This is a genomic window from Streptomyces sp. SID1328 (assembly GCF_009865595.1).
GTDB lineage: Bacteria > Actinomycetota > Actinomycetes > Streptomycetales > Streptomycetaceae > Streptomyces > Streptomyces griseoluteus.
In genome coordinates, this window is the sequence record NZ_WWKH01000697.1 from 1 (window position 1) to 223 (window position 223).

A 223-nucleotide genomic window follows, 5' to 3' on the forward strand; every position below is an offset into this window, starting at 1 on the left:
GCCCCGCGCAGCCCCTCCGCCGAGTGCACGGCGGCGGACACGCCGAGGGTGAGCCGTCCGCCGCCCTCCAGCCCCGCCGACAGCGCCTCGCGCACCGAGCGCAGCAGCACGTCGGCGTGCAGCCCGGCCTCGGAGCCGTCGTGCTCGGCGGAGACGGCGGGCAGCGGCACCAGCGCCACGGCCTCGTCCCCGGAGTGCGCGACCGCGACCCGGTCGGCCGGCT

Annotated in this window: 1 pseudogene; it reads right to left on the bottom strand. The window is 80.7% G+C overall.

Going from position 1 to position 223, the window contains the following annotated elements:
• Positions 1-223, bottom strand: a pseudogene (locus tag GT030_RS22030) (PucR family transcriptional regulator); the annotation flags it as partial.